Origin of the sequence: Streptomyces aureus, from assembly GCF_000725495.1 — a bacterium.
Lineage (GTDB): Bacteria > Actinomycetota > Actinomycetes > Streptomycetales > Streptomycetaceae > Streptomyces > Streptomyces aureus_B.
On record NZ_JNZD01000002.1, the window covers coordinates 264758 to 284166 of the forward strand.

A 19409-nucleotide genomic window follows, 5' to 3' on the forward strand; every position below is an offset into this window, starting at 1 on the left:
GCCGAGCGCTACGACCCGAGCGGCACGACCCGGGAAGCCGGGGCCGTCGCGTCCCGGGCCCGGGCCCCTGGTACCGACCCTGGCCCTGGCCCCAGCCCCGGCCCATGGCTCAGCGGCCCTCCAGCAGCTTCCGGGCCAGCCGCTCCCCCGTGGCCGCCGCCGCGGCGTGGTCCTGGATCGGCGACACCCGGGCGTCCTTGAACACGACATAGGTGACCCCGGACGGCGTGCCGCCGCCGCGCGGGTCGGGGCGCACTCCGAGCCCCGCGGCCGTCGCGTACGAGGCCTCGCCGATGATGTCCTCCGGTCCGACGTCACCCACGACGGCGTACTGCACGCGGTCGCGGTAGATGACGGCAGCCACCGAGCCGGGCCCGATGCCGTGGTCCCGGAAGTTCCAGATGTCGCTGGGCGCCGGGACGACGACATAGGGCAGGGTCTCGGCGCTCAGATACCGGCCGTCGGGCTGCTGGAAGGCCGTGGAGTCGGAGAAGAGCGGGTCGGTCCGGTCGTTGCACAGGGGTCCCGGCCTGCCGTCGCAGTCGATGTCCATGTCGGCCGTCCAGTAGACCGCGCCCCGCGTGCCGCAGACCGGGATGTCGGCGCGGGTGCCGTCGTCGCTGCGGTAACGCCCGTGCGAGACGGCGGTGCAGCCACCGAGTCTCGCCAGCAGTTCCGCGGCCCGGACGGAGCCTTCCCGTGCGGGCGCGGCGGGGCTTCCGGGGCTGCCCGAGGTGGACGTCGTGGACAGCACCACCGGGGCCGAGGCGAGCAGGGCGGCCGCCGCGGCCGCGGCCAGTGTCAGCGGCAGGACACGCACGATGGGAGAACCTCTCCTGGGGGACATGGACGCTCATCTGCCCAAATCTGGTGGGCCTTCGGTGGGGCGTCCACCGGGAGGGGGCCGGACGGTGCACGGCCGTTTCCGCGGGCGCCGTACGGCCGAGGGCCCCGGCCGGACCCGGCCCGGGCCGCTCGGCCGCACGCGTCGGCGCGGGATCAGCGACGACAGCGTTCCGCGCCGCGGGCAGGAACTCCCCTGCTACTGGGGCGAGTTCACACCGCGTCGAGGATCAGCATACGTACTTGCGCGTCGATCCGGTCACCGGCGTCCTGCCTCTTGATGTGGTCGCGTCACCCGTGTCTTATAGGTACAGACCAATCCCCGTCGAGGGAGGGCAGACCCGTGCGCCGCGTTCCCCCCACCGTCCCGCGCGCGCTGCTGTGCGTGATGCTGCTCGCGCTCTCCGGCTGCGGCTGGGGCACCGCCGCGTCCGGCGGGAACGAGCGGACGCCCGCCGCGGCGACGGGTGTGACCGCCGCCGCGGGCAGTTCGACCAGCGTCCATGTCATGTGGAACCTGACCACGGAAAACCCCCGGATCACCCGCTACGAGGTATATCGCGGCACCACCAAGGTCAAGGAGGTGCCTGGTTCGGAGCACATGGTGGACATCACCCGCCTCCAGCCGTCCACCGCGTACGTCTTCAGGGTCCGGGCCCGCAACGCCGACGGGGTTCCCGGCCCCCTCAGCCGGCCGGTACGGGCCACCACCCCGGCGGCGGTGGCGGCCGACCGGACCGCGCCCACCCGGCCGGGCGGCCCGCGGGGCAAGGCCATCGGCGGCCGGGCGGTCCAGCTCTCCTGGGCGAGCGCGTTCGACGCACGGGGCGTGGTGTCGTACGACATCTACCAGGGGACGTCGAAGATCCACAGTGTGGGCGGCGCACAGACGGCCACCGTCGTCACCGGGCTGCGGCCGGGCACGGCCTACGTGTTCACCGTGCGGGCCCGCGACGCCGCGGACAACGTCTCCGCGCCGAGCGGCCCGGTCCGGATCACCACCGCACCGGGCCCGGCGGACGGCCGGGACACGGCACCGTCCGGCTTCCGTGCGACGGCCCACCGGAGCGACGGGGCGTACTACATCGACCTGGCGTGGACCGCTCCCGAGGTCGACGGGGTCGTCACGGAATACGGGATCGAGCTCGACGGGCACGCCGTGACCTCGCTCGTGTGGGGCGGCACCCCGCCCAGCGGCACCTGCGCGTACAGCTTCTACATCGGCCGGAAGGCCGGCGAGACGCATCGGGTGCGGATCAGGGCGAAGCTCCCGGACGGCACATGGGGCGCACGGTCCGAGGAACGCTCGGTGACGACGGGTACGAGCTGAGCGGTCGATCGGTGACGACGGGCGGGCCTGAACGGTCGGTGATGGCGGGCGGGACCGAGCGGTCCTTGACGACACGCGGGACCTGGACCTTCCGGCACGGTCGGCCAGGCATGAGCGTTCCGGCAGAGTCGGCGAGGCGTGAGCTTTCCGGTGTTCGCGGGCGGGCTCTCAGGCGTCCCGCGCCTGCCGACGGAGACCTCACTCGGGACAGGAGCCGCGGACCGGGCGGGCGACCCGCCGGACGTGCCCCGGACATGCCCCCGACGTGCGCCGGACGATGGAATTCGTCACCTGCCCGGTCCCCGTCCGCATGCGCGCCCCGCCCGGGGCGCATTGGCTCGCACCGAGGCAGCACGGGCCCTCCGATCCTCGGCGGTGCATGGGATGTACCGCCAACCGTGCCGCTGGAGGGCAGTTCCTATGCGTACCACTCAGAGACTTCTCCGCTCCGGCCTGACCGTGGCCGCCACCGCTGCGCTTCCGCTCACCCTGGCCGCCCCGGCGGCCGTCGCCTGGGGGTCCGGGATCTCCGTGAGCACCAGTGGCACCTCGGTCTCGGTCACCACCAGCGCCTGCCCGAGCAACGGCAGCAGCTTCGGCAACGCCTCGCTGCTCTCCAGCGGGCAGACGAACTTCGCCCAGGGCCGTCAGATGCCGCTCACCGGGACGAGCAGCAGCCAGTCGGCGGCCTGGACCGGCGTGAGCCCCGGAACGTTCACGGTCATCGTCGTCTGCCAGGACGGTACGACGGCGGGCACCCAGTCGATCATCGTCGCGGCCAGCGCGGCCCCGGCGACCCCCACCATCTCGACGACGGTCTCACCGTCGCCGTCGCGGGGCGTCATGGGCGGACTCGGCGGCGCAGTGAAGGACTACGGCACGGCCACGGTGGTGGGCGGCGGCGCCCTCGTCGTGACCGGCACGCTGGCGGCGGGCTGGTTCCTCCGCCGCCGGTCCAAGCCGCACCGGCTCTGATCCGGGGACGTCGACAACGAGCGGCCGTTCCGCGGGCTCGAATCGCGGACGGCCGCTTCGTGGACTCAGGTCCCCGGACGGCGGTTCTCTCGGCGCTTGAACGCGGGCGGCGGCTCCGTACATCCGGACGCACACCTCAACAAGCCCCGGCCCCGCTCAGTCGCCCTTCTCCATGCTCTCGAACTCGGCCAGGGCATGGGTGAGCCACTGGGTCCAGAAGGTCTCCAGGTCGATTCCGGCGCGCAGCACGAGATGGCGCAGCCGGTCCTCGGGCGTGCTCCGCTCCGGCGGGAAGTCCCGGGCCTGGATCTGCTCGTACTCGGCCAACTGGCCCCGGTGCAGGTCGAGATGACGGCGCAGGTCGGCCTGGATGCCCTCGGTGCCGACGACGGCCGCGGCCCGCAGGCGCAGCAGCATCGTGTCGCGCATCGGCTTCGGTTCCTGCGCGGCGGCGGTCCAGCGCGCGAGTTCGGCGCGGCCGGCGGGCAGGACCTCGTAACTCTTCTTCTGGCCGCGGGCGTGCAGTTCCGGGGGAAGCGCCCTGATGTAGCCCTCGGCCTCCAGTTTTCCCAGCTCGCGATAGATCTGCTGGTGCGTCGCCGACCAGAAGTAGCCGATCGACTTGTCGAACCGCCGGGTCAGTTCGAGGCCCGACGAGGGCTTCTCGAGCAGGGCGGTGAGGATCGCGTGCGGGAGTGACATGGGGTCATCCTAGGGACGGCCCCGGGAGTCCCCCGATGACCGGTCACGCTCCCCCGGTGACCGGCCGTACTCCCGGCTGAGGACCGAACGCACTCCCCAGGGTCGGCGCGGCGCCCGCTCGCCCCGGCGGAACGCGGTGCGTCCGCCGGGGCGAGCCGGGCCCTGCGCCCCCGGACGGCCGCCGCGTCAGGTGCGGCGGCCGTCCTGAGGGGCGGATCAGCGGGTGAAGGTCACCCGCTGCTCCTTGAAGGCGCCGCAGTTGGAGCCGGACACCTGGGTGTACACGTTCTTGATCTGGCCGCCCCAGTCGACGCAGTGGCCCTTGCCGTACACGTACGTCGGTCCCGCGTACGAGGTGTACTGGTCGTAGTCGTCGTCGCCCAGGCCGGTGTCGGGGACGTAGACCCAGGCGGACATGTCCACGGCGGTGCCGGGGCTGTTGCGGATGGTCGTGACGCAGTTCTTGCCGTTGGAGGCGTTGTACGTGAGGTAGACCGTGCCGAGCGAGCCGACGGGCGCCGAGTTCACCGTCTTGTAGGCACTGCCGCAGACCTTCTGCGGCGTGGTGTTGGCGGCGGCCGAGGCGGGCGCCGCCAGCGCGGCGGAGGCTCCCACCAGCACGGCGGCGAAGGTGCCGACCATCAGGGCGGAACGGTTGAATCCCATTATTTCCCCCTTGCGGATCTTTGGAGGCGTTTGCTCCTACCTGATGTGACCGACGACACCCTCGAACGGTTGTGCCGCGCCTCGGAATTCGCCCTAAAGAGCCGCCGCCAGCTCCGTTCCCTGCTTGATGGCCCGCTTGGCGTCGAGTTCGGCGGCCACGTCGGCGCCGCCGATGAGGTGGACCCCGCGGCCCGTGGCGCGCAGCGCCTCGTACAGGTCGCGGCGCGGTTCCTGTCCGGTGCACAGGACGATCGTGTCGACCTCGAGGACCTGGCTGTGGCCTTCGACGGTGACATGCAGTCCGGCGTCGTCGATCCGGTCGTACTGGACGCCCGGAACCATCGTGACGCCGCGGTGCTTGAGCTCGGTGCGGTGGATCCAGCCGGTGGTCTTGCCGAGTCCGGCGCCGACCTTGGACGCCTTGCGCTGCAGGAGGTGCACCGTGCGCGGCGGGGCGGGCCGCTCGGGGGCGCCGAGGCCGCCGGCCGCCTTGTAGTCCATGTCGACGCCCCAGCTGCGGAAGTACGTCGCCGGGTCCTCGCTCGCCTTGTCGCCGCTGTCCGTGAGGAACTCGGCGACGTCGAAGCCGATGCCGCCGGCGCCGAGGATGGCCACGCGGTCGCCGACGGGGGCTCCGTCGCGCAGCACGTCGAGGTAGCCGACGACGCTCGGGTGGTCGACGCCCGGGATCTCCGGGGTGCGCGGGGTGACACCGGTGGCGACGACGACCTCGTCGTAGGACTCCAGCGTCTCCACGGTGGCCCTGGTGTTCAACCGGACGTCCACACCGTGCTGTTCGAGCTGGGTGCGGAAGTAGCGGATCGTCTCGTCGAACTCCTGCTTGCCTGGAACCCGGCGGGCCACGTTGAGTTGACCGCCGATGTCGTCCGCCGCGTCGAACAGCGTGACCTCGTGGCCGCGTTCGGCGGCGCTGACGGCGCAGGCGAGTCCGGCGGGCCCGGCACCGACGACCGCGACGGTCTTGCGCAGCCGGGTCGGCGCGAGGACGAGCTCGGTCTCGTGGCAGGCGCGCGGGTTGACCAGGCAGGAGGTGATCTTGCCGCTGAAGGTGTGGTCGAGGCAGGCCTGGTTGCACCCGATGCAGGTGTTGATGGCCTCGGGGCGTCCGGCCCGGGCCTTGGCGACGAAGTCGGGGTCGGCGAGCATCGGCCGGGCCAGGGAGACCATGTCGGCGTGGCCGTCGGCGAGCAACTGCTCGGCGATCTCGGGGGTGTTGATGCGGTTGGTGGTCACCAGCGGGATCGAGACGGAGCCCATGACCTTCTTGGTCACCCAGGCGTACGCACCGCGCGGCACGGAGGTCGCGATGGTGGGGATACGGGCCTCGTGCCAGCCGATGCCGGTGTTGATGATCGTCGCTCCGGCGGCCTCGACGGCCCGCGCGAGGGTGATGACCTCGTCGAGCGAGGAGCCGCCGGGCACCAGGTCGAGCATCGACAGACGGTAGATGATGATGAAGTCGTCGCCGACGGCCTCGCGCACCCGGCGGACGATCTCGACGGGGAAGCGCATCCGGTTCTCGTACGAGCCGCCCCAGCGGTCCTCGCGCCGGTTGGTCTGCAGGGCGATGAACTCGTTGATGAGGTAGCCCTCTGAGCCCATGATCTCGACGCCGTCGTAGCCGGCCTGCCGGGCGAGCCGGGCGGCGCGCGCGTAGTCGTCGATGGTCTGCTCGATCTCGGCGTCGCCGAGCTCGTTCGGTACGAAGGGGCTGATCGGCGCCTGGAGCGCGCTCGGGGCGACGAGGTCCTGGTGGTAGGCGTAGCGGCCGAAGTGCAGGATCTGCATCGCGATCTTCCCGCCCTCGCGGTGCACCGCGGCGGTGATCTCGGCGTGCTGTCCGGCCTCCGCCTCGGTCGTCAGCTTGGCGCCGCCCTCGTACGGGCGTCCGGCGTCGTTGGGCGCGATGCCGCCGGTGACGATCAGGCCCACGCCTCCTCGCGCGCGGGCGGCGTAGAACTCCGCCATGCGCTCGAAGCCGCGCTCGGCCTCCTCGAGGCCCACGTGCATGGAGCCCATGAGCACGCGGTTGGGCAGGGTGGTGAAGCCCAGGTCGAGCGGGCTCAGCAGGTGCGGGTAACGGCTCATCGGGCCCCTCCGTGGGCGGTGTCGTACGTCTGTTGTAGACGACGGGTCACGCGTTATGCAACTAGTTGCACAATGAGGAGGATCACGTGGCCGTGCACCGGCCGCTTACCGGCCGAACGGCGGCGCGGGGCCGGAGCGGGCTTCAGCCGAGGGCCACCTGGGCCACGAGGGCGGCGACCGCATCGGGCTGGTCGACCATCACGACGTGGCCCGCGTCGGGCACCGGGACCATGGTCACGTTGGGACTGGCCTCCAGCCCGGCCCGCTCCTCGTCCTTCAGGCCGACCTCGTCCCGGTCGCCGCGTACGACCCAGGCGGGCGCACCCGAGTCACGGAGACGGGCGACGAGGGTCCCGTACCGGTCCAGGTAGTCGAAGTACCGCCGGACCATCTGCCGGCAGAACTCCGGATCGTTCTTCGCCAGGTCGGCACCGAGCACCTCGCGGCGGGCCGGCGGCAGCATCTGGCCCACGACCCGCGGTGTCGCCTTCACCACGCCGATCCAGGTCAGCGCCCCGATGCCGGGCACCCGGCCGAGCCCGTTGGTGATCGCGAGCGCCCTGTCCTCGTCGGATGCCGAGAACGTCGGGGACAACAGGACGACGGGCCCGGCGAAATGCCCGCCGGCCACCATCTCCAGGGCGACGTTGGCCCCGATGCTGTGGCCGACCACCACGCCGCAGCCGCGCTCCGCGGCCAGGGCGCCCGCCATCGCCGCATAGTTCTCGATGGAGAGATCGCGCGGCGGCGTGGTGCCCGCGTGGCCCGGGAGGGTCGCGGCCACCAGTCGCACCGGCGCGGAGGCGAGCGGCGGCGCGGCCATCAGGTCGTCGTAGAACACGGTGCCGCACATCCCGCCGGGCAGCAGCAGGACCCGGGCGCTCGCGTCGGCGGGCCCCGACTCCTTGATGTCCCACGCGTCGAACTGCTCGGGGGTGCTGGTCATGTCCGGGCCCTCCTCTGGCACCTGCGGTCAGCCAGAGTGTGGCGCGCGGGACGGAGGGAACGGCTGATCAGGGGCCGAACGCGGCATGTCGCCCGCGCCGGCCCGACGGATCAGGGCTGCACGCCGACACCGGCCAGGGCTTCATGCCGACACCGGCCAAGGCTTCACGCCGACACCGGTCAAGGCTGCACGCCGACACCGGTCAGGGCGGCACGGCGATACAGGTCAAGGCTTCACGCCGATCACGACATTGGCGTACCACTCCTCCGAGACGGCCAGGCGGGCGATCAGTCCGGCGCTCGCGAAGGCCTCGATCGCCGTGGGCGCCTGGCGCTCGCTGGTCTCGATCAGCAGACACCCGCCGCGGGCCAGCCAGCGCGGCGCCTCGACGGCGACCCGGCGGGCGAGGTCGAGCCCGTCCGCGCCCCCGTCCAGGGCGACCAGGGGTTCGTGGTCCCGGGCCTCCGACGGCAGCAGGCCGACCTCGTCGGTCGGGACGTAGGGCACGTTGGCGGCGAGGACGTCGACCCGGCCGCGCAGGGTGGCGGGCAGCGCGGCGAAGAGGTCCCCTTCGTGCACCTGGCCCGCGAACGGCGCGACGTTGCGGCGGGCGCAGCGCACCGCCGCCGGGTCGATGTCCGCGGCGTGCAGCTCGGGTCCCCCGAGGGAAGCGGCCAGCGCGGCACCGACCGCGCCCGAGCCGCAGCACAGGTCCACCACGACGGACGCCTCACGGGCGAGCGCGACGGCCTGCTCGACGAGGAACTCGGTACGGCGGCGCGGTACGAAGACGCCCGGATCGAGGCTGATCCGCAGTCCGTGGAACTCGGCCCAGCCGAGGACGTGTTCGAGGGGCAGTCCCGCGACGCGCCGGTCCACCATCGCGGCGGCCTCGTCCGGGGTGCGGGCGGCGGAGCGGATCAGCTCCGCCTCGTCCTCGGCGAAGACACAGCCGGCGGAACGGAGGGCGGCGACCATCGGGTCGGCGGCGCCGGGAACATCGGGAGAGAAGGGAGGCATGGAACCGAGGGCCTTTCGACGAACCGAAGGGCGCTCCCGCGGCCACCGTCAGACGGGTCGGACGGCGGCCGTGACGTCCGGAGAAGGGAGCACCCGGCCTGACACAGCGGTAATGGGTCCCACCTCCTCGAGTCGCGCCGGCCCGCGACGGTCCGCGGCCGGGACGGCCACCCTACAGGAACGATCAGTCACAGGGCGCACAGAACCCGCCGGGCCCGGTATGAGTAGCTCTCCCCCCTTCCGTCCCCAGTTGTAGTATGCAACCAGGCCGGATCGAGGAGGTCCCGTCATGTCGCCCGAGGACTCCGTTGAGCACGTCGAGGGTGCCCAGGCGCCCGCCGAGCCTGTGACGCCCCAGTCGGCCGTGGAGATCATCCAGAAGGAGATGACGGTGTTCGCCCGCCGCGCCAGGGCCTCGGCGGACCGCATCCATCCCGAGCTGTCGCTGGTCTCGTACACCCTCCTCGGTCATCTGCGGGAGGTCGGCGGCTGCCGGGCGACGGACCTCGCGGCTCACTACTCGCTGGACAAGTCCACGGTGAGCCGCCAGGTGGCGGCGCTGCAGCGGGCCGGGCTGATCGAACGGCGCCGGGACCCCGAGGACCACCGCGTCCACGTCCTGCACCTGACCCACGCGGGCACGGCGATCCTCGCCCTGGTGACCCGCAGCCGCCGGGCGGCGTTCCGCGAACGCCTCGCGGGCTGGCCCGAAGAGGACCTCACCCGCTTCGCCTCGTATCTGCAGCGGTACAACGCGACGGCGAGCGCCTATGAGACGGAGGGGCCGGAGGCCTGAGGGCAGCCGCGCCCCGCGAGTGCGTTGCGACCCCGGCCCGTACGGCTCCCAGGCGCTCGGCCATACGGCCATACGGGCATACGGGCATACGGGCATACGGGCATACGGGCAGGCGTATCGGCGTACGGGATCAGCCCAAGTCCGCGATCCGACCCTCGCCTACCGTCCCGGGCACCCGTGCGGCCATGAAGCGGACGGGCCGGCGCAGCCGGAATCCCAGCGACTCGTAGAGGCGGATGGCGCCGGTGTTGCTCGCCGCGGTGTGCAGGAAGGGGGTCTCGCCGCGCTCCCGGATGCCGTGGGCGACGGCCAGGATCAGCCGGGAGGCCAGCCCTTCGCCCCGGTGGGCGGGATCCGTGCAGACCGCGCTGATCTCGGTCCAGCCCGGCGGGTGGAGCCGCTCGCCCGCCATCGCGATCAGGGCGCCGTTCCGGCGGATTCCCAGGTACGTCCCGAGTTCGACGGTCCGCTGCTCGAAGGGGCCCGGCTGGGTCCGCTCCACCAGGTCCAGCATGGCCGGCACGTCGGCCGGACCGAGCCGTACCGCTTCGGCGTCGGGAGCCGCGTCCAGGCCGTCGTCCACCAGCTGCACGCCGTCGAGGCTGAAGACGACGTCCCAGCCGTCCGGAGTCTGTCCGTCGAAGCCGGCCAGCGGGGCATCGCCTCCGGGTCCGACCAGAGCCGCCAGATCGGCCCAGTCGGCGGCGCCGGGGTCATCGGGCAGCGCGAGCCACGGGGACACGTCCACGGGGTAGCGGAGCACCCGTCCGCGCCGCTCGGCGAAGTGGGCGTGCGGTCCGGTGAGCGAGCCGAGGGCCGGGTTGTCCAGGGGGTGAGGGACGACGGGTGCGGGTGTCGTCCGCGCCTCCGGGCTCTCGACCCCTGCGGAGACGTACGCCTCGGTCATCTGCTCCCTCACTCTCCTTCGTCGCGGTCACCGTTCGTCGTGACCGCGCTCACCGACTGTGCGTGTACGGGCCAACAGAGTCGGCTCCTGGGGCAAGGAAGATCGGGGCGCGGCTATTCCCGAGGCCCGGAAGAGTTCACGCGCACGCAATGATCAACGGGGTGGGCGGCTCGGAGCACGGTGCCGGTGCGCGTACGGTTGACTGGTCAAGCATCGTTGCGTTCCGGGTGGCCGACCCGGGCGCGCACCGGTCACCATCACCGCCGATCCGCGGGCCGCCTCCCCCGGCGACCGCGCTCGATCCGCGGGCCGTCGTCCCCCGCGGCCCTGGAGGCACCACCCGCATGAACGTCACGCGAGGCTTCACCGGGCGCCCGCGCGTCCACAACCCCGGACTGCCGCCCGGCCAGTACGACGCCGGCGACGACTGGCCCGTCCTGTCCGCCGAGGTGACCCCGGACCTGGCGCCCGCCGACTGGAACCTGCGGATCGACGGCCTGGTGGCCGAGCCGCGCACCTGGGACTGGGAGCAGGCGCACGCGCTGGCCGCCTCCTCGTACGAGGGTGACATCCACTGTGTGACGAGCTGGTCGAAGTTCGGGGTGCGGTTCGGCGGGGTCTCCCTGGACACTTTCCTGGAGGCCGTGGGACCGGACCCGGCCGCCACCCACGCGGTGGCGTACGCGCACACCGGGTACACCGCGAACCTCCCGCTGGCCGACCTCACCGGCTCGCGCGCCTGGATCGTCTGGGAGTACGACGGGAAGCCGCTGCCGGCCGAGCACGGCGGTCCCGCCCGGCTGATCGTGCCTCATCTGTACTTCTGGAAGAGCGTCAAGTGGATCGCGGGCATCCGGATCCTCGACCACGACGAGCCGGGATTCTGGGAACAGAACGGCTACCACGCCCGCGGCAACCCCTGGGAAGAGCAGCGTTACTCCGGTGACTGAGACCATGACCTTCGTACCGCCGACCCGGTTCGCCGTGCCCGGACGCATCGCGGTGAGCACGACGACGGCCACCACCTGGCAGACGGCCACGCTGACCGACATCCGCCGTGAGACGCCGCACGCGGCGACGTTCCGGTTCGCCGTGCCCGGGTGGCAGGGGCATCTGCCCGGCCAGCACCTGATGCTCCGGCTCACCGCCGACGACGGCTACGCGGCGCAGCGCCACTACTCGATCGCGTCCTCGCCCGACGACACCGGTCACATCGAACTCACGCTGGACCATGTCGACGGCGGCGAGGTCTCCGGCTGGTTCCACACCGTCGCCCGGCCCGGCGACTCCGTGGAGGTCCGGGGCCCCAACAGCGGCTTCTTCGCCTGGCCCGGGGACCGGCCGGCCCTGCTCGTCGGTGCCGGCTCCGGTGTCGTCCCGCTGATGTCGATGCTGCGCCACCACCGCGCCCGGTCCCTCGACCTGCCGCTGCGCCTCCTGGTCTCCGCGCGCAGCCCGGAGGAACTCATCTACGCGGAGGAGTACGGGCCCGAGACCACGGCCGTGTTCACCCGCTCGGCCCCGGACGGTGTGCCGGTCGGCCGGATGACCGCCGCCCACGTGGCCCCCCTCATGGCGGAACGGCCACCCGCCGGCTGGGAGGCCTACATCTGCGGCTCCAACGCCTTCGCCGAACACGCCTCGCGCCTGCTGGTGGCAGCGGGCCAACCGGTGGACCACATCAGAATCGAACGCTTCGGCTGACCCATCGGGACGCCTTCGCCCGGTCTGCAACGGGCCTTCGACCGACCCACCCCCACGCTTCCGGGTCGAGGTCGAAAAGCCCGTCCCCGCCCCGGATCGCGGAGCGCGTCAAGCTCCCACGACCGCTACCGATCCGGCAGGTCGGGGGTGCCGAACACCGTCGTCCAGCGGTGGGCGAGTTGCGCGTTCTCCTCGGGTGTGAGGAAACCGGGCGCGCCGAGTGCCAGGGCCGCCGCGTACGCCGCGGTCCAAGCTCGCAGCCAGGCCGGATCGTCGAGCACCTCGATCTCGACCTCGTCGTCCTCGTCCGGACCGAACAGGTGCGGGCCCACCCGGCGAGCGGACTCCGTGACCACCTCCTGGAGAGCCGTCAGGGCCCATCCGACCGGAGAACAGGTGGTGTTCTCCCGCAGCCAACGAGCCCACAGGGTCCGGTTCAGCGCCTCTTCGGCCTCGTCCGACTGCGCGGCCAGGGCCTCGGCCTGGGCGGCGGTGAGTGCTCGCGCCCGGTTCATCACCCATTCCACGGCGTCCCCGTGGGGGCCGGCCGCCAGCCATGCGGGCACCTGCTCCACGACCGTGAAGGCCCGGCAGCGCACCCATCTGCTCTGCGGCCACGGCCCCATCCGTTCGAGATCGGTCACGCGCCACAGGCTGGACGGCCACATCGCGACGTCCATGGCGATCTCGTTGACCATCATCCCGTCGGCGTGGACCAGTTGAAGCTGCACCGGTCGCCCGGTCCGGCGCTCACGGGCGACCGCCAGCTTGTCGGGAACGAAGGACACCCGTACCCCGGGGGCGGGTTCCCGATCGCCGTAGAAATGCTCGGCGCCGTCGAAGGCGAAGTAGAACACACGTCCACAGTAGGCGCGTTAACGTGGTGAGCGCCCCCCGTTACGAGGCGTACGAGGCCGTCACCCGCGAGTCACCCACTCTTCTCGAACCGGGCGCGGCATGGGAACATCCCGAACGCCCTTCGGCCGATGGGCGTCCCGCAGAGCCCTTTCGGGCACGGTCGCGCACGGGGTCCGCACCCGCGTGTGTGTATCCGGCCGTCGGCGGGGCAGTCGGGTGTCGCGGGTGGGGCCGGCTCGTGTCCCACCGGTGCTCCCGTTCGGGCAGGGGCGGCGCGCCGCGGGGAGGAGGGCACATGCGGACCCGGATACGCGGCTGGCGCTGGCGCCGCAATCCGCTGCGCCGCCGCTCCGACGTCGTCGAGGCGTGGTGGGCGCTGGCCGTCGGCGTCCTGCTGCTGGTCGGCGCACCGCTCGCGGGGGCGGGTGCGGCACGGTGGACGTACGAGGGGGCGCAGACGCATTCGGCGGCGCGGCGGGCCGCCCAGCAGCACGTGCGTGCCGTGCTCCTCGAGGACACGCCGACGGCGGTCACCGCGCGGCCGGGCGGCCGACCTCGCTCGCTCTCCGCGGACGTCCGCTGGACGGCGTCCGACGGCAAGCAGCGGACCGCACGCGTGCCGGTGCCGCCGGGACTGCGGCGAGGTGAGCACGTCGACGTGTGGACCGACGCGCGGGGCGCGATCGTGCATCCGGCGCCGACCCGTTCGATGATGCTCCAACAGGCGCTGGCCATCGGCGTCTTCACCGTCGCGGGGATCACCTTCACCGTCTCCGCCGCGCATCTGTGCGTACGCCGGGCGCTCGGCCGCCGCCGCCTGGCCCGCTGGGAACAGGAGTGGGCCCGCACGGAACCGGACTGGAGCCGCCGCGCGGCCTGAGTGGCACCGTACGGGCACGGGAGCGGGGTGCGGCCCGAGGGGCTGCGAGCGCCGAGGAGCGGACGTACGGTGTGATCATCCGCGCCCGTGTGCCGAAAGGTGGTCCCCGATGGCCCAGTTCGACCTCCCGCTCGACGAACTCCGCACCTACCGCAGCGCGTCCACCGAGCCCGAGGACTTCGACGCCTTCTGGGCCAAGACCCTCCAAGAGGCCCGCGAACACGACCTCGACGCGCGCTTCGACCGCGTCGACCTCCCGCTGAAGACCGTCACGGTCCACGACGTCACGTTCGCCGGGTTCGGCGGACATCCGATCAAGGGCTGGCTGACCGTGCCGGCCTGGGCGAACTCGCCGCTTCCGACGGTCGTCGAGTTCATCGGGTACGGCGGCGGACGCGGACTCCCGCACACCCATCTCCTGTGGGCCTCGGCCGGGTTCGCCCACTTCGTCATGGACACCCGCGGCCAGGCGAGCGCGTGGGGTGGAGGCGAGACCCCGGACCCGGTGGGCAGCGCTCCCGCCTTCCCCGGCTTCATGACGCGGGGCGTCGAGGACCCCGAGACGTACTACTACCGGCGGCTGTTCACGGACGCCGTGCGCGCCGTGGAGGCGGCCCGTTCGCATCCGCTGGTCGACCCGGCGCGCGTCGCGGCGCTGGGCACCAGCCAGGGCGGCGGCATCACGATCGCGGTCGGCGGTCTGGTGCCCGACCTGGCGGCGATCGCCCCCGACGTGCCGTTCCTGTGTGACTTCCCGCGGGCCATGACCCTCACGGACCGCGCTCCCTACCGGGAGATCGGCAACTACCTCAAGACCCATCGCGGCCGCTCGGAGCAGGTGCGGCGCACCCTCTCCTACTTCGACGGGGCGCACTTCGCCGCGCGCGGCCGCGCACCCGCCCTGTTCTCGGCGGCCCTGGAGGACCAAACCTGCCCGCCGTCCACGGTGTTCGCGGCCTTCAACGCCTGGGGTCACGAGGACAAGGAGATCGAGGTGTACGACTTCAACGACCATGAGGGCGGCGGCCCTTACCAGCAGGCGGCGCAGCTGCGCTGGCTCCCCGCGCGGGTCTGAGGCCCCCGATGGACACGGCGACCGCGGCGCGGCGCTTCGTGCGGGTGTGGCAGCGGGCCTGGGCGGCGCACGACGTCGAGGCGATCCTGGAGCTGTACGCGGACGGGTGCGTCCACCGGTCGATGCCGTTCCGGGAGCCGCACCGCGGCCGGGACGAGCTCGCCGCGTACCTGCGCTGGTCCTTCGCGTCCGAGCACCCGACCGACGTCCGGTTCTCCGAGCCGCTGGTCGGGGAGGACGGCCGCGCGGTCGCCGAGTTCCGCGTCCTCGCGGAGGAGAACGGCCGTCCCTCGACGCTCGCGGGATGTGTCTTCGTCCGCTTCGACGCAAGGGGGCTCGCCGTGGAGACACGGGATTATTGGCACAGTATCCCGGAATCCGTATCCGCTCTCCCGTGGCAAACGGCCTAGCCGAAACCAACTTCGGCAACTGGTGGGTCGACCGCATTTCGACCGGCACCAACGATCTCATCTACGACGACGCCAACGGCGACTCGGTGCGCATCAACCGGTGGACCGACATCACGTTCCCGAGCCGTCCGCCGCTGGTCAAGGACGCAGCCCGGACCCGGCGTCAGAAAAGGCTGTCCCACCGCGCGTCGACGCTCCAAGTGGTCGTGCCCGAGGCGTAGTCGGCGAAGAGCGCGGCCACCTGGCCCCTCTCGCTCAGCACACAGCGGTAGTGGTGTTCCGGCGAGCCCTCCCGGTGTTCGACGGCGAAGCCGCCCTCGGGAACGCCCGCGTTCGGACCGTGGCCGACCTGAAGGAAGTGGCCGTCGCTCCGCTCCAGGATCAGGAACCAGTTCTCCGCGGACAGCCGCCCCACGGCCCGCTCGATCACATCGGGGTCCGCGTCCTCCACCCTGAGCCCGACGCACGGTTGGAGGCTGAGCGCGTCCGTCCCGCGCTGCGCGGGCGGCCGGTGCAGCACCTGGGCCTGGGGGTCGAAGCAGACGAGTCCGTGCCGGCCGGCGAGGGCCACCACCTCGGGCGCCGTCTCGTCGGCGCGGCTCCAGGACATGGGCATGATCACGTGGGCGGCGGAGACGTCGAGGCCCGCGGCCCAGGGCGAGGGTTCCACTTCCGGACCGTCGTCCGCGGCGGACGAGAGCTCGGGGAACCGGCCGGTCAGCTCCCGGTGGAACGCGTCCACACCCTCGTTCGCGACGACTCCGGCCCCGGCGAGGTCCTCGTCGCACAGCCGCATGTAGGTGCGCGTGGCGTCGGCGGCCGAGACCCGCCCGGACTCGAACCACACCGCTAGATCGAAACTCACGTCGCCTCCGTCCGTCGAACCTTGCCGCCGGGAGCCTAGAGCCGTCCACTGACAACACCCCCGCGCCACCGGAGATCCGGGCGGTCCTTCACGGCGGCACCCCACCCGAGGCCGACGCACTGCCCCCTCCTCCGCCGCACCACCTCCGACCTCCGCCGCACCCGCACCCGCACCCGCACCCGCACCCGACGCACCACCTCCCATCGCCGCCCCACCCTCGGCCGGCGCGCCGCCTCCAACAGGCGCCCGCCCCACCTTCAGTCGACGGGCAACCTCCGACCGCCGCAACTCCCCGCACCGCCAAGCCGGTCGAGGCCGCACCCCTCTCCGGCCTACGCGCCGAGCAGGGCCAGGTCCCGCGGGGTCAGCCGCAGGGTTCCCGCGGCGATGTTCTCGTCCAGGTGTGCCGGGTCGGCCGTGCCGGGGATGGCCAGGACGTGCGGCCCGCGGTGGAGGGTCCAGGCGAGCCGCACCTGGGCCGGGCTCGCTCCGTGGGCGCGGGCGACAGCGGCGACCCGGTCGTCCGGCTCCCGCCCGGCGGCGGCTTCACGGCGCAGGCCGGAGACCGCGAAGAACGGCACGAACGCGATGCCGAGCTCGCCGCAGAGGTCGACCAGGCCACTGTCGTCGGACCGGCGCCAGTCGAGCGCGTACGCGTTCTGCACGCAGACCACCGGGGCCATGGACCGGGCCTCGACGACGTGCTCGGGGCGGACATTGGAGAGACCGAGGTGGCGTACGAGGCCCGCGTCGCGCAGCTCGGTGAGCGCGCCGAAGTGCTCCGCGACGGAGTCGGTGGCAGGGCCGTCGCGACGCAGGTTCACCACGTCGAGGTGGTCGCGGCCCAGCTGCCGCAGATTCTCCTCCACCTGGCCGCGCAGCTGGTCGGGGCGGGCCATGCCCTGCCAGACGCCGGACGGATCACGGCCCGGTCCGACCTTGGTGACCACGACCACGTCGTCCCGGTACGAGGAACGCGAGGCGGACAGCGCGCGGTTGATCAGCTCGTTGGCCGAGCGGAGCGGGGAGAAGTAGAAGGAGGCGGTGTCGATGTGGTTGACGCCCTGGTCGACCGCCCTGCGCAGCAGGCGCACCGCGAGGTCGCGGTCGATCGGCGGGCCGTCCGAGTTCCCCTCCATACCGTTGCCGGTCAGCCGCATGGCCCCGTAGCCGATCCGGTTGACCTCCAGGTCTCCCAGTTTCCATGTCCCCGCGTCCGCCGCGTTCACCGTGGCCCCTCTCCCGTCGTCTCGGTCTTGAGTCGTCCGGCCGTCCGGCCGGAGCCTGGAGTATGAGGCGGTCCGGGGTCGTGCCGACAGGGCTGCCGTATGGGCGAAGGGTCACATTCGGATCGGGAACCGACCGCTGTGGCCCGGCCGTTGGACCTGGCGAGAGATGTTCGGGCCGGGCGGCCTTCGCGATCACCCGGTCCGGGGGCTTTCGGTCACGGCGGGCCCGGCGGTCGTCACGACTTCCGGACCTCCCGGCGACCATGGATCGGCGGGGCGGGCAGCGGGCCCTGGACCGCACATCGCAGTCGCCCCAAGGGAGTCGGCGCCCGGCGCGGCCCGGGCCGGGGCACCTGGCGCGCGCCCCGCTCCGACCGGGGCGCGGACGGGATTCGGTCGAAGTCACCGAACCCTCTTTCCTGGTGGTTTAGACCAATGCTAATTGTGGTGGCGCACCGAGCTCACACGGCTACGTTTTGTCACCACAGGAGGCGCGGTCATGGCCCGCACCACCCATCCGTCCGACCACGAACCGCTCTACGCGCGGATCGCCGCACAACTGCTCGGCGAGCTGCGCGAGGGGACCATCCCGCCCGGCGAACGCCTGCCGGGCGAACGCGAGTTGTCCACCCGCTTCGGCGTCAGCCGGGAGACCGTGCGGCAGGCGCTGCAGATGCTGCGACGCGAGGGCCAGGTCTCCACCGACCGGCGCGGCAGCCACGCGACACTGTCCGGCAGCGCCGCCGAGCGCGTCCCGTCCCTGGACTTCCCCGTCGGCGCCTACACCGGCGAGCCCGACGGGTGCCGACGGGCCACCGTGACCTGGGAGACCCCCTCGCCGGAACACGCCAAGGCCCTCGGACTCGCCCCTCGGCGGGCGACGCTGGTCCATCGCTACGAGTCCGCCGCGTCCGACGGCAGCGGACTGCGCTCGGCCGTGACATCGTTTTCCGCCATCGCCGTGACCGAGGTGGAGGAACTCGCCCGCTACCGCGACCGCGCGAACGGCAACTCCTCCGCACAGCTCTCCCGCGCCTACGACTGGATGCGCAAGGCCGGGCTGACCCTGCACCACCGGGACGCGATCACCAGACTCCCCCAGTCGGTACGGGTCACCCGGCGCGTGCACGACCAGTACGACCGCCCGCTGGAGATCACCGACCTGACCGTGGACGCCCAACAGGACGCCCTGGTCTACGAGTTCACCCTTCCGGCGGCCACGTGACGGAATCGGTCCCCGCACGGGTGGCCACGACCATCCGGGCCCGGGGGCTGCCGTCCCGCCGGCACCCGAGGCTTGTCAGCGGGTGCAGCTCCGTCCGGAATCCGGCCCGCGCCAGTTCCCGCTCCACGTCCGCCAGCCGGAACGTGCGGTAGTACATGACGAAGGTCGGGCGCCGGACGGCGTTGCGCAGCCGCATCACCGTGTCGAAGCCCAGCAGGGCCCAGTACCCGGGCGACCCCGGGCGCGGCGGAGCCATGATCGGGAACGCGAAGCTCCCGCCCGGGCGCAGGACGGCGTGGACGCCCGAGAACAGACCGGGCAGCTCACGCCGAAGGAAGTGCCCGAAGGCACCGAAGCTCACGACGAGGTCGAAGGCCGGTCCGAAGGGCAGGGCCCGGGCGTCCGCGCGGACGAAGGCGACCGTCGGCGCCCGGCTCGCGCCCTTCGGGGAGGGCGACTCCTCCGCTCCGGGTCGCGAGTCCCGTGACCGGCCCCCGCCGGCCGCCGACGGGGCCCTGTCGCCGCCCCCGAGCCGTGAGCGTCCGACCGCCAGCATGCCCGCGCTGATGTCGACCCCGGTGACGCTCTCCCGGCACACCTCCCGCAGGACCTCCATGCCCGCGCCGGTGCCGCAGCACAGGTCGAGTCCCGCGGCGAAGGGCCCCATCGGAGCGAGGGCGTCGCCCACCGCGTCGAGGATCACGTCCGGGGTCCGGAACGGCGTGTGGTCGAACTTGGGCGCGAGCAGGTCGTAGCCGCGCTCGATCGACGAGAGGGCCTGCACGGCCAGTTCGCGGAGGCTGGGACCTTGCGGGGTGAACATCCGCCGAGCCTAGTCGTCGGATGCGGAAGTTCCCCCGGAGCCGGCC

At 72.5% G+C, this 19409-nt stretch carries 20 protein-coding genes and 1 pseudogene; 10 read left to right on the top strand and 11 right to left on the bottom strand.

The window, feature by feature from the left end:
- Positions 1–109 precede the first annotated feature (109 nt).
- On the bottom strand, positions 110–820 hold the full coding sequence (locus IO36_RS03445; protein WP_037615859.1) for a glycoside hydrolase family 75 protein: 711 nt from the start codon (positions 818–820) through the stop codon (positions 110–112).
- A gap of 366 nt (positions 821–1186) precedes the next feature.
- On the opposite strand from IO36_RS03445, the gene IO36_RS03450 reads away from it, so the two are divergent.
- Both IO36_RS03450 and IO36_RS03455 read left to right on the top strand, forming a co-directional pair.
- On the top strand, positions 1187–2173 hold the full coding sequence (locus IO36_RS03450; protein WP_037615860.1) for a fibronectin type III domain-containing protein: 987 nt from the start codon (positions 1187–1189) through the stop codon (positions 2171–2173).
- A gap of 420 nt (positions 2174–2593) precedes the next feature.
- Complete coding sequence (locus tag IO36_RS03455; protein ID WP_037615862.1) at positions 2594–3148, top strand: hypothetical protein; 555 nt, start codon at positions 2594–2596, stop codon at positions 3146–3148.
- Positions 3149–3304: 156 nt separating this feature from the next.
- On the opposite strand, the gene IO36_RS03460 is transcribed toward IO36_RS03455, so the two are convergent.
- From IO36_RS03460 to IO36_RS03480, 5 genes are all read right to left on the bottom strand, one after another.
- The gene (locus IO36_RS03460) at positions 3305–3850 is read right to left on the bottom strand and encodes a PadR family transcriptional regulator (protein WP_037615865.1); all 546 of its coding nucleotides are present in this window, start codon (positions 3848–3850) and stop codon (positions 3305–3307) included.
- Positions 3851–4066: 216 nt separating this feature from the next.
- Positions 4067–4516, bottom strand: a complete 450-nt coding sequence (locus IO36_RS03465; RefSeq protein ID WP_037615867.1) for a hypothetical protein — start codon at positions 4514–4516, stop codon at positions 4067–4069.
- 93 nt (positions 4517–4609) lie between these two features.
- The gene (locus IO36_RS03470) at positions 4610–6625 is read right to left on the bottom strand and encodes an NADPH-dependent 2,4-dienoyl-CoA reductase (protein WP_037615871.1); all 2016 of its coding nucleotides are present in this window, start codon (positions 6623–6625) and stop codon (positions 4610–4612) included.
- A gap of 142 nt (positions 6626–6767) precedes the next feature.
- A complete protein-coding gene (locus tag IO36_RS03475; protein ID WP_037615873.1) occupies positions 6768–7571 on the bottom strand; it encodes an alpha/beta fold hydrolase in 804 nt (267 codons plus the stop codon).
- A gap of 225 nt (positions 7572–7796) precedes the next feature.
- The gene (locus IO36_RS03480) at positions 7797–8591 is read right to left on the bottom strand and encodes a putative protein N(5)-glutamine methyltransferase (protein ID WP_037615875.1); all 795 of its coding nucleotides are present in this window, start codon (positions 8589–8591) and stop codon (positions 7797–7799) included.
- Positions 8592–8976: 385 nt separating this feature from the next.
- On the opposite strand from IO36_RS03480, the gene IO36_RS03485 reads away from it, so the two are divergent.
- Entirely contained in the window at positions 8977–9387 is a 411-nt protein-coding gene (locus IO36_RS03485) for a MarR family winged helix-turn-helix transcriptional regulator (RefSeq protein ID WP_051899982.1), read from the top strand.
- Positions 9388–9517: 130 nt separating this feature from the next.
- Here the strand turns inward: IO36_RS03485 and IO36_RS03490 are convergent, their stop codons facing one another.
- Positions 9518–10294, bottom strand: coding sequence for a GNAT family N-acetyltransferase (locus IO36_RS03490; RefSeq protein ID WP_078942974.1), 777 nt, complete (start codon positions 10292–10294; stop codon positions 9518–9520).
- 344 nt (positions 10295–10638) lie between these two features.
- On the opposite strand from IO36_RS03490, the gene IO36_RS03495 reads away from it, so the two are divergent.
- The gene (locus IO36_RS03495) at positions 10639–11244 is read left to right on the top strand and encodes a sulfite oxidase-like oxidoreductase (RefSeq protein ID WP_037615878.1); all 606 of its coding nucleotides are present in this window, start codon (positions 10639–10641) and stop codon (positions 11242–11244) included.
- 4 nt (positions 11245–11248) lie between these two features.
- The gene (locus IO36_RS03500) at positions 11249–11998 is read left to right on the top strand and encodes a ferredoxin reductase (RefSeq protein ID WP_037615880.1); all 750 of its coding nucleotides are present in this window, start codon (positions 11249–11251) and stop codon (positions 11996–11998) included.
- Between the two features lie 125 nt (positions 11999–12123).
- On the opposite strand, the gene IO36_RS03505 is transcribed toward IO36_RS03500, so the two are convergent.
- On the bottom strand, positions 12124–12855 hold the full coding sequence (locus IO36_RS03505; protein ID WP_037615881.1) for a hypothetical protein: 732 nt from the start codon (positions 12853–12855) through the stop codon (positions 12124–12126).
- A 296-nt stretch (positions 12856–13151) separates the two neighbouring features.
- Here IO36_RS03505 and IO36_RS03510 point away from each other — a divergent pair, with 296 nt between their 5' ends.
- The 4 genes and pseudogenes from IO36_RS03510 to IO36_RS47920 all read left to right on the top strand — a co-directional run.
- Positions 13152–13736: an Rv1733c family protein gene (locus IO36_RS03510; protein ID WP_037615883.1), complete on the top strand. Its 585-nt coding sequence runs from the start codon at positions 13152–13154 to the stop codon at positions 13734–13736.
- Between the two features lie 109 nt (positions 13737–13845).
- Positions 13846–14811: an acetylxylan esterase gene (locus IO36_RS03515; protein WP_037615885.1), complete on the top strand. Its 966-nt coding sequence runs from the start codon at positions 13846–13848 to the stop codon at positions 14809–14811.
- A gap of 8 nt (positions 14812–14819) precedes the next feature.
- Positions 14820–15221: a nuclear transport factor 2 family protein gene (locus IO36_RS03520; RefSeq protein ID WP_037615887.1), complete on the top strand. Its 402-nt coding sequence runs from the start codon at positions 14820–14822 to the stop codon at positions 15219–15221.
- Between the two features lie 2 nt (positions 15222–15223).
- Positions 15224–15361: pseudogene (locus IO36_RS47920) on the top strand (beta/gamma crystallin domain-containing protein); the annotation flags it as partial.
- A gap of 23 nt (positions 15362–15384) precedes the next feature.
- Here IO36_RS47920 and IO36_RS03530 read toward each other — a convergent pair.
- Both IO36_RS03530 and IO36_RS03535 read right to left on the bottom strand, forming a co-directional pair.
- Positions 15385–16086 (bottom strand): hypothetical protein, encoded by a 702-nt coding sequence (locus IO36_RS03530; RefSeq protein WP_158997184.1) that lies wholly within the window; start codon positions 16084–16086, stop codon positions 15385–15387.
- Between the two features lie 332 nt (positions 16087–16418).
- Entirely contained in the window at positions 16419–17315 is an 897-nt protein-coding gene (locus IO36_RS03535; protein ID WP_037615892.1) for an aldo/keto reductase, read from the bottom strand.
- A 499-nt stretch (positions 17316–17814) separates the two neighbouring features.
- On the opposite strand from IO36_RS03535, the gene IO36_RS03540 reads away from it, so the two are divergent.
- Positions 17815–18540: a GntR family transcriptional regulator gene (locus tag IO36_RS03540; RefSeq protein ID WP_037615895.1), complete on the top strand. Its 726-nt coding sequence runs from the start codon at positions 17815–17817 to the stop codon at positions 18538–18540.
- On the opposite strand, the gene IO36_RS03545 is transcribed toward IO36_RS03540, so the two are convergent.
- Positions 18518–19363, bottom strand: a complete 846-nt coding sequence (locus IO36_RS03545) for a class I SAM-dependent methyltransferase (RefSeq protein ID WP_037615896.1) — start codon at positions 19361–19363, stop codon at positions 18518–18520. The two genes, IO36_RS03540 and IO36_RS03545, sit on opposite strands and share 23 nt — an antisense overlap.
- Between the last annotated feature and the right edge of the window lie 46 nt (positions 19364–19409).